We start from the raw sequence: 7,778 nt of genomic DNA, 5'->3' as shown, positions 1-7,778 counted from the left end.
TGCCAAGCTTACGTAGCTCATTGCTTGTTCTGTGTTGGCCATGTGCTGGATAGTCTGTGGCATATTTTATGACTGATTGTTCCGTTGCTTCATCGACTCTATTTTTTAGATTGGGCGTTCTTCGGGTCTTTTCGATTAACCCATCGAGTCCACCGTCCTCAACCAGTTCTTGATAACGGTAAAATGTATCTCTTGATACACCCATGACTTTACAAGCTCTAGAAACGTTACCGAGTTCTTCAGCTAAATTAAGTAAACCAGCTTTGTGTTTAATGATTGGATTGTTAGTATGCAACATGAGAGTTACCTTTTTTGTTTTGATTAAAGATTCGACACCTTCTATCAAAACGGGTAACTCTCAACTAATCAAGTTGAAATGTCAGATCTAGTCGGGACTAATACAGATTATGGATATACCGGTCACCATTTCAATGGAAGTTGGCCGTAGTTTTATCAATATCCGAAATTTACTGCAACTAAATCAGGGCTCTGTCGTAGAGCTTGATCGTGTTGCTGGTGAGCCTTTAGATGTAATGGTTAATGGCACCTTGATTGCCCATGGTGAAGTGGTTGTGGTTAACGATAAATTTGGTATCCGTTTAACTGATGTCATTAGCCAAACTGAGCGAATTAAAAAGCTAAAATAATAGGGATTGTTGATGAGCGTTAATTGGGTTTTGGCCAGCATTGCTGGCACGCAGGCGCAAGTTGATACTGCGACCAATGTCACTAGTACTGCGGGAAGTTCGGCATCTAGCATAGCAACACTTTCTAGTATGGTCGGCGGACTTATTGTTGTTTTGGTGCTTATTTTTTTCCTCGCGTACTTGGTAAAGCGTTTTAATTTAGTGCCGAGTAGTCAAGGCGTATTAAAAACAATAGCAGTAACACCACTTGGGCAAAAAGAGAAACTAGTGCTAATTGAAGTCGACGGGCAGCAGTATTTGCTTGGCGTGACACCACAACAAATTAGCTTAGTCGATAAACTCGCTCAACCGGTTGAGATTGCAACAGAATCTTTTGCAACCCGCCTACGTCAAGCCAAGGCATCACAATGATAAAATGGATGTTTATTCTTGCAGGACTGTCACTGTTTTTTGTTGCTCCTGCATTTGCTGAAAATGGAATTTTACCTGCGGTAACGGTTTCAACCGGTGCCGATGGCTCGACACAATATTCGGTGACGATGCAAATTTTGCTGTTAATGACAGCACTGAGTTTCATTCCGGCGATGGTTATTATGTTAACCTCGTTTACACGGATTATCGTTGTATTGTCTATTTTGCGCCAAGCCATTGGCCTACAGCAAACGCCGTCAAACCAAGTGTTGATCGGCATTAGCATGTTTTTGACATTTTTTATTATGTCGCCAGTGTTCGACAAAATTTATGACCAAGCGGTACAGCCCTATATTGAACAGGGGATGCCGTTGCAAGACGCCTTTACCTCAGGTCAAGGGCCATTAAAAGAATTTATGTTGGCTCAAACGCGATTAACAGATCTAAATACCTTCATTGAAATTTCGGGCTATCAAGGTATTAATGAGCCAGAAGATGCACCTATGACGGTGATTATTCCAGCGTTTATTACCAGCGAGCTAAAAACAGCCTTTCAAATCGGCTTTATGTTATTTGTGCCATTTTTAGTACTCGATCTAGTGGTAGCCAGTATTTTGATGGCGATGGGTATGATGATGCTGTCACCGATGATTGTCTCGCTACCCTTTAAGATCATGCTTTTTGTTCTCGTTGACGGCTGGAGTTTAGTCATGGGTACATTAGCCAACAGTTTCGGATTGTAGGTAAGTTATGAGTCCAGAGGCCTTAATTGATATTTTCCGTGAAGCGCTCGCTGTTATCGTTATCATTGTATCGATGATTATTGTGCCAGGTCTTATCATTGGTCTTATTGTGGCAGTGTTTCAAGCTGCGACATCAATTAACGAGCAGACGTTGAGCTTTCTACCACGCCTGTTAACGACACTATTAGCATTAATGTTGATGGGGCACATGTTGGTACAAATGATGATGGACTTCTTTTATCAAATGGTAGACATGATCCCACAGGTTATCGGTTAACTTATGATAAAACTGGGCTAATCATGGAGATTTTGCTTGGTACCATTATGGATGGTATCGCGGGTTATCTTTGGCCGTTAACTCGGATCTCCAGCATGTTTATGGTGATGGCTGTTTTTGGCGCCAACACCACGCCAACCCGCGTCCGCCTATTGTTATCTGTAACGGTCACCGCAGCCGTCGCACCAGTATTACCGGCTATGCCTAGCCTTGATTTGTTCTCTCTTACCGCCGCATTTGTCACTGCGCAGCAAATTGTTATCGGTGCTGCAATGGGGTTTGCTACCCTGTTGTTGATGCAGACATTTGTGTTAACCGGTCAAATTATTGGTATGCAGACCAGTTTAGGTTTTGCTTCTATGGTAGATCCAAGTTCTGGTCAACAAACACCGGTAATTAGTAACTTCTTCTTATTATTAACCACAATGATTTTTTTAGCAGTAGATGGTCACTTGCTGATGATTAAAATGGTTATTTCTAGCTTTGACTCTATACCCGTTTCAATACAGGGGTTGAGTTTAACGAGCTACCGTCTCTTTACAGAATTTGTTGGTTATATGTTTACCGCTGCATTAACCATGTCATTATCGGCAATTGTTGCACTTCTTACTATAAACCTGGCATTTGGGGTAATGACGCGAGCTTCTCCTCAGCTGAACATTTTTGCTGTTGGTTTTCCAGTGACCATGGTTGCAGGTTTATTTATTTTGTGGCTCACTCTATCGCCGATTATGGCGCACTTTGATGAGGTTTGGCGCGAAGTGCAGATCTTGCTTTGCGATGTGTTAGCACTCCAATGCAAAATTGATGGTGGTTTGGATTAATGTTCAATTATATCAAACAGTATCAGCTAACTAAGCTCACATTGTCGCTCTCAACCATGGGAGGCTCAGTATAAATGTCTGAGAATGATAGTAGCCAAGAAAAAACAGAGGAAGCCACCTCCAGAAAGTTGCAACAGGCCAAAGACAAAGGGCAGGTTGCACGCTCGAAAGAACTTGGCACTTCTGCTGTATTGATTGCAGCGTCAGTCGGGATCTTAATGACAGGTCCAAATATCGCTCAAGCATTGCATAACATTATGAGCAAAATGTTTATTTTGAGTCGTGATGAGATTTTCGATAGCAACCAAATGATGAATGTTTGGGGTATGGTAGGAACTGAGCTTGCTGTGCCTTTAATGGGATTTATTCTGTTTCTAGCGATGATTGCTTTTGCTGGTAATGTTGCCTTAGGAGGCATGTCGTTTTCGGTAAAGGCCTTTATGCCTAAAGCCAGTAAAATGAGTCCAATGGCTGGTTTTAAACGAATGTTCGGGGTGCAAGCACTTGTTGAACTGACCAAAGGTATCGCTAAGTTTTCAGTGGTTGCTATTAGTGCTTACTTATTGCTAACCCTATATTTGAACGACATTTTACTGCTATCTCAAGAGCATTTTCCGGGCAATGTTTATCATGCGCTTGATATTATCGTATGGATTTTCATTTTGTTATGTGCGTCGACATTTTTGATTGTGGTGATCGATGTGCCATTTCAAATTTGGAATCACGCCAAGCAGCTAAAGATGACCAAACAGGAAGTCAAAGACGAATATAAAGACACTGAAGGTAAGCCTGAGGTGAAAGGACGTATTCGTCAGTTGCAGCATGAGATGTCTCAAAGGCGCATGATGGGAGAGGTGCCCAATGCCGATGTTATCGTGGTCAACCCAGAGCATTACGCAGTCGCGGTTAAATATGATGCAGCCCGTTCTACTGCACCTTTTGTCGTTGCTAAAGGCGTGGATGAAGTCGCCTTTAAAATCCGAGAAATAGCCAGAGAACATGATGTGGCTATCGTATCGGCTCCACCTTTAGCGAGAGCCATTTTTCATACCACTAAGATAGATCAAGAGATCCCCGAAGGCTTATTTACAGCTGTAGCCCAAGTGCTGGCTTATGTTTTTCAGTTGAGGCAATTCCAAAAAGGCAAAGGTCGACGCCCTAATCCCATCCCTGTTAAGCAACCTATTCCAGACGATCTGAAGCATTAATAGCTACAAGTAAAGACCAAAAATTCACCACTTAGATGATTGCATATTCTTTGCAGGTGACTTTCGGGGTATAGTCCTGAAATTGCGATAAAAATAATTGGTACAGTATTTGCTGTAATAGACGCTAGACGTCAAATATCGGACACAGGGTGAATGGAATTTAAAGCAAGTCTAGGCCAATTAAAACAGATTAAGCCTGCACATTTAAAAGGTATTGGTACGCCGTTATTGGTTTTAGCCGCTCTGGCTATGATCATCTTGCCTATGCCTGCATTTCTGCTTGATATCCTATTTACATTCAATATCGCGTTAGCATTGGTTGTTCTATTGGTCGCTATTTATAGCGATAGACCGCTTGATTTTGCGGCATTTCCAACAGTGTTATTGGTGGCAACCTTATTACGGCTTGCGCTAAACGTTGCCTCTACTCGAGTGGTATTACTTGAGGGGCATAATGGCGGTGATGCGGCTGGTAAAGTGATTGAAGCCTTTGGCTCTGTGGTTATTGGCGGCAATTACGCCGTGGGTTTGGTGGTGTTCCTAATCCTTATCATTATTAACTTTGCTGTTGTAACCAAAGGTGCTGGTCGTATTTCAGAGGTAAGTGCTCGCTTTACACTTGACGCCATGCCTGGTAAGCAAATGGCGATTGACGCCGACCTTAATGCTGGGTTGTTAACCCAAGAAGAAGCTCGCTCTCGCCGTGCGGAAGTGACCCGTGAAGCAGACTTTTATGGTGCGATGGACGGTGCGTCAAAGTTTGTAAAAGGTGATGCTATCGCCGGTATATTAATTCTAGTGATCAACATTGTTGGTGGCTTTATTATTGGTATTGCTCAGCATGATTTAGACTTCGCTTCAGCTGTTGAAATTTATACCTTACTGACCATTGGTGATGGTTTGGTTGCACAAATCCCAGGCCTGTTATTATCTATTGCTGCAGCTTTAATGGTGACTCGTCAAAATGAATCGGGTGACATGGGTGAGATGGTGATGGGGCAGATGTTTGATAGCCCTAAAGCATTAACCATTGCTGCTGGGGTTATGTTTGTAATGGGTATCGTGCCTGGTATGCCGCACTTTGTATTTCTTTCATGTGCACTTATGGCGGGGGCTGGAGCTTATTTCATTAAGAAAAAACAACAAGCAGATCGTGAAAGAGCGCTGGAAGTGGCGAAAGCTGGCCCAACAGAGCCAAGAGATACACAACCAAAAGAGCTTAGCTGGGACGACGTACAACATGTTGACACTATTGGACTCGAGGTTGGTTATCGCCTCATTCCACTGGTCGATAAAGGTCAAGGTGGCGAACTGCTTGGACGTATCAAAGGTGTACGTAAAAAGTTGTCACAGGAACTGGGTTTTTTAATTCCTGCTGTGCATATTCGCGATAACTTAGACTTGTCTCCAAATGCCTACCGTATATCGTTAATGGGCGTTGCTTCTGGTGAAGCGGATATCCGTCATGACTGTGAGCTGGCGATTAATCCCGGCCAGGTTTATGGCAAGCTTGATGGTATTGAAACTAAAGATCCTGCTTTTGGGCTTGATGCCGTTTGGATCGCGCCAGAAATGCGTGAGCACGCGCAAACGCTGGGTTATACCGTGGTTGATGCCTCAACTGTAGTGGCGACTCATATTAGTCAACTACTCAGTAATAATGCCGCTAAATTATTAGGTTATGAAGAAGTTCAACAGCTACTGGAAATGCTAGGTAAGCACTCGCCAAAGTTGGTTGATGGATTTATTCCTGATGTGATGCCACTGGGTACCGTTGTTAAAGTGATGCAAAACTTGCTTAATGAAGGCGTGTCTATTCGTGATATGAAGACGATAGTACAGACCTTACTTGAATATGGTCCAAAGAGTGGTGATACCGAAGTGCTAACTGCTGCGGTGCGTATCGCGTTAAAACGCATGATAGTGCAAGAGATCAGTGGACCAGAACTTGAAATACCTGTCATAACTTTGGCGCCAGAGTTGGAACAAATGTTGCATCAGTCTATGCAGTCGACGGGAGGCGAAGGGCCAAATATTGAACCAAGCCTTGCAGAACGTATGCAGAAGTCATTGGTAGACGCCACACAGCGTCAAGAAATGGTTGGACAGCCGGCAATTTTATTGACGTCAGGCATGTTACGCTCAACGTTATCCCGCTTTGTTAAGCACACGATTCCTAATTTACGGGTAATTTCGTACCAAGAAATTCCTGATGAGAAGCAAATACGCATCGTTTCGGCAGTGGGTCAGTAGAGGTCGAATAATTGAAGATTAAAAGATTTTTAGCAAAAGACATGCGCTCGGCCTTAGCCCAGGTTAAAGAGACCTTGGGCTCAGATGCCGTTATTATGTCTAATAAGAAAGTGACTGGTGGCATTGAAATTGTTGCCGCTGTGGATTATGACGAGCCCAAGCCTCAAATTGCTGCAGCTAAGCCACAAGCGGGAATGTTTACTGATCTTGCTGAAGAGAGAGTCACTTTAGGTGTAAAACCAAATGTAAAGGCACAAAGCCAAGCCAAGCCCGCTCCTGCACCTGATTCATTGCAAGCTTTGCTTGAACGTCAGCATAGCCGGATGGCCCAGCAAACACAAAGTACGAAAAGTGAAGAGCTTGATATGCCTGAGTGGGCAAAGGGGCTACAGGCACAAATACCGCAGCGCAACGAGCCTAAAAAAGCTGAATTTACACCCAATCGCACACCTGATAGTTACCCAAATAATAAGGTAAATAGCAGTGCGGAAATGGATGCAATGAAAGAGGAATTGGCTTCTATTCGTAGTTTATTGACCCATCAAGTGAGTAGCTTGATGGTTGAACAGAAAAAAAGAGTCGATCCTGTAGGAGCGATGCTAGAAAGTAAGTTACTTGAAGCTGAATTTTCACCTTCAATTGCCAAAAAACTATCCAGTTTAAGTGAGCATTACACCCCTGCAGAATTAGTTGCATCTTTGCCTCGCAGCTTAGCAAACTTACTTGATAATCAAGGCGATGATATTGTTCGTCAAGGCGGTGTTGTCGCTTTTGTTGGACCGACTGGAGTTGGGAAAACGACAACCGTCGCAAAACTAGCGGCTCGGTTTGCCGCTTACCATGGTTCAGATCAAGTTGCGCTAATTACAACTGATCATTATCGCATTGGAGCCTATGAGCAGCTTGCTACTTATGGCAAAATAATGGGATGTCCTGTAAAACAGGCTCATGATTTTAATGAGTTAGAACAAATCTTGTATCAATTTAGAAATCGTAAGCTGGTTCTTATTGATACAGCAGGCATGGGACAAAGAGATCAACGTTTATTCCAGCAGCTTGATAGTTTGGCTGCAAATAGCAGATTACCTATCCGTAGTTATCTGGTAATGTCTGCAACAGGTCAGCGTCGGGTTTTAGAAGATGCTGTAAAACAGTTTACGCGTATTCCGCTTTCGGGTGCAGTACTAACGAAATTAGACGAATCGATATCATTAGCGCCAGCGTTAAGTGTATTGATTCAAAGTGGGCTACCTTTAAGTTATGTTACTGATGGACAAAGAGTTCCTGAAGATATGCAGGTAGCTGACACTTTATCTTTAGCTAAGCGAGCATTAGCTGCATTAGATAATGAACCCATAGAACCATTAGAAAACAATGAAGGGTCGCAAGAGATGACCTTCGCATTTGAGTGAAAC

General features: G+C 43.1%; 8 protein-coding genes and 1 pseudogene. 8 read left to right on the top strand and 1 reads right to left on the bottom strand.

Annotated features, from left to right (window positions below):
- A partial coding sequence (locus tag L2748_RS17270; RefSeq protein WP_248957721.1) for a helix-turn-helix domain-containing protein occupies positions 1–298 on the bottom strand: 298 nt, incomplete at its 3' end.
- 106 nt (positions 299–404) lie between these two features.
- On the opposite strand from L2748_RS17270, the pseudogene fliN reads away from it, so the two are divergent.
- The 8 genes and pseudogenes from fliN to flhF form a co-directional block, all read left to right on the top strand.
- A pseudogene (gene fliN / locus L2748_RS17265) lies at positions 405–647 on the top strand (flagellar motor switch protein FliN); the annotation flags it as partial.
- Between the two features lie 12 nt (positions 648–659).
- A complete protein-coding gene (gene fliO, locus L2748_RS17260; RefSeq protein WP_220782730.1) occupies positions 660–1,058 on the top strand; it encodes a flagellar biosynthetic protein FliO in 399 nt (132 codons plus the stop codon).
- Complete coding sequence (fliP, locus tag L2748_RS17255; RefSeq protein ID WP_220782731.1) at positions 1,055–1,801, top strand: flagellar type III secretion system pore protein FliP; 747 nt, start codon at positions 1,055–1,057, stop codon at positions 1,799–1,801. Before fliO ends, fliP begins: the two co-directional genes overlap by 4 nt.
- A 7-nt stretch (positions 1,802–1,808) precedes the next feature.
- Positions 1,809–2,078, top strand: a complete 270-nt coding sequence (fliQ, locus tag L2748_RS17250) for a flagellar biosynthesis protein FliQ (RefSeq protein ID WP_028768696.1) — start codon at positions 1,809–1,811, stop codon at positions 2,076–2,078.
- Positions 2,079–2,101: 23 nt separating this feature from the next.
- Positions 2,102–2,902, top strand: a complete 801-nt coding sequence (gene fliR, locus L2748_RS17245; RefSeq protein ID WP_220782732.1) for a flagellar biosynthetic protein FliR — start codon at positions 2,102–2,104, stop codon at positions 2,900–2,902.
- A gap of 74 nt (positions 2,903–2,976) precedes the next feature.
- Positions 2,977–4,110 (top strand): flagellar biosynthesis protein FlhB, encoded by a 1,134-nt coding sequence (gene flhB / locus L2748_RS17240; protein WP_220782733.1) that lies wholly within the window; start codon positions 2,977–2,979, stop codon positions 4,108–4,110.
- 153 nt (positions 4,111–4,263) lie between these two features.
- Complete coding sequence (gene flhA, locus L2748_RS17235) at positions 4,264–6,363, top strand: flagellar biosynthesis protein FlhA (RefSeq protein WP_220782734.1); 2,100 nt, start codon at positions 4,264–4,266, stop codon at positions 6,361–6,363.
- Positions 6,364–6,374: 11 nt separating this feature from the next.
- The gene (flhF, locus tag L2748_RS17230) at positions 6,375–7,775 is read left to right on the top strand and encodes a flagellar biosynthesis GTPase FlhF (RefSeq protein WP_220782735.1); all 1,401 of its coding nucleotides are present in this window, start codon (positions 6,375–6,377) and stop codon (positions 7,773–7,775) included.
- The last annotated feature ends 3 nt before the right edge of the window (positions 7,776–7,778 follow it).

This window comes from Shewanella sairae (genome assembly GCF_023283535.1).
Taxonomy (GTDB): Bacteria; Pseudomonadota; Gammaproteobacteria; order Enterobacterales; family Shewanellaceae; genus Shewanella; species Shewanella sairae.
Note: the sequence above shows the minus strand (reverse complement) of the source record. Positions and strands in the feature narration are given on the sequence as shown.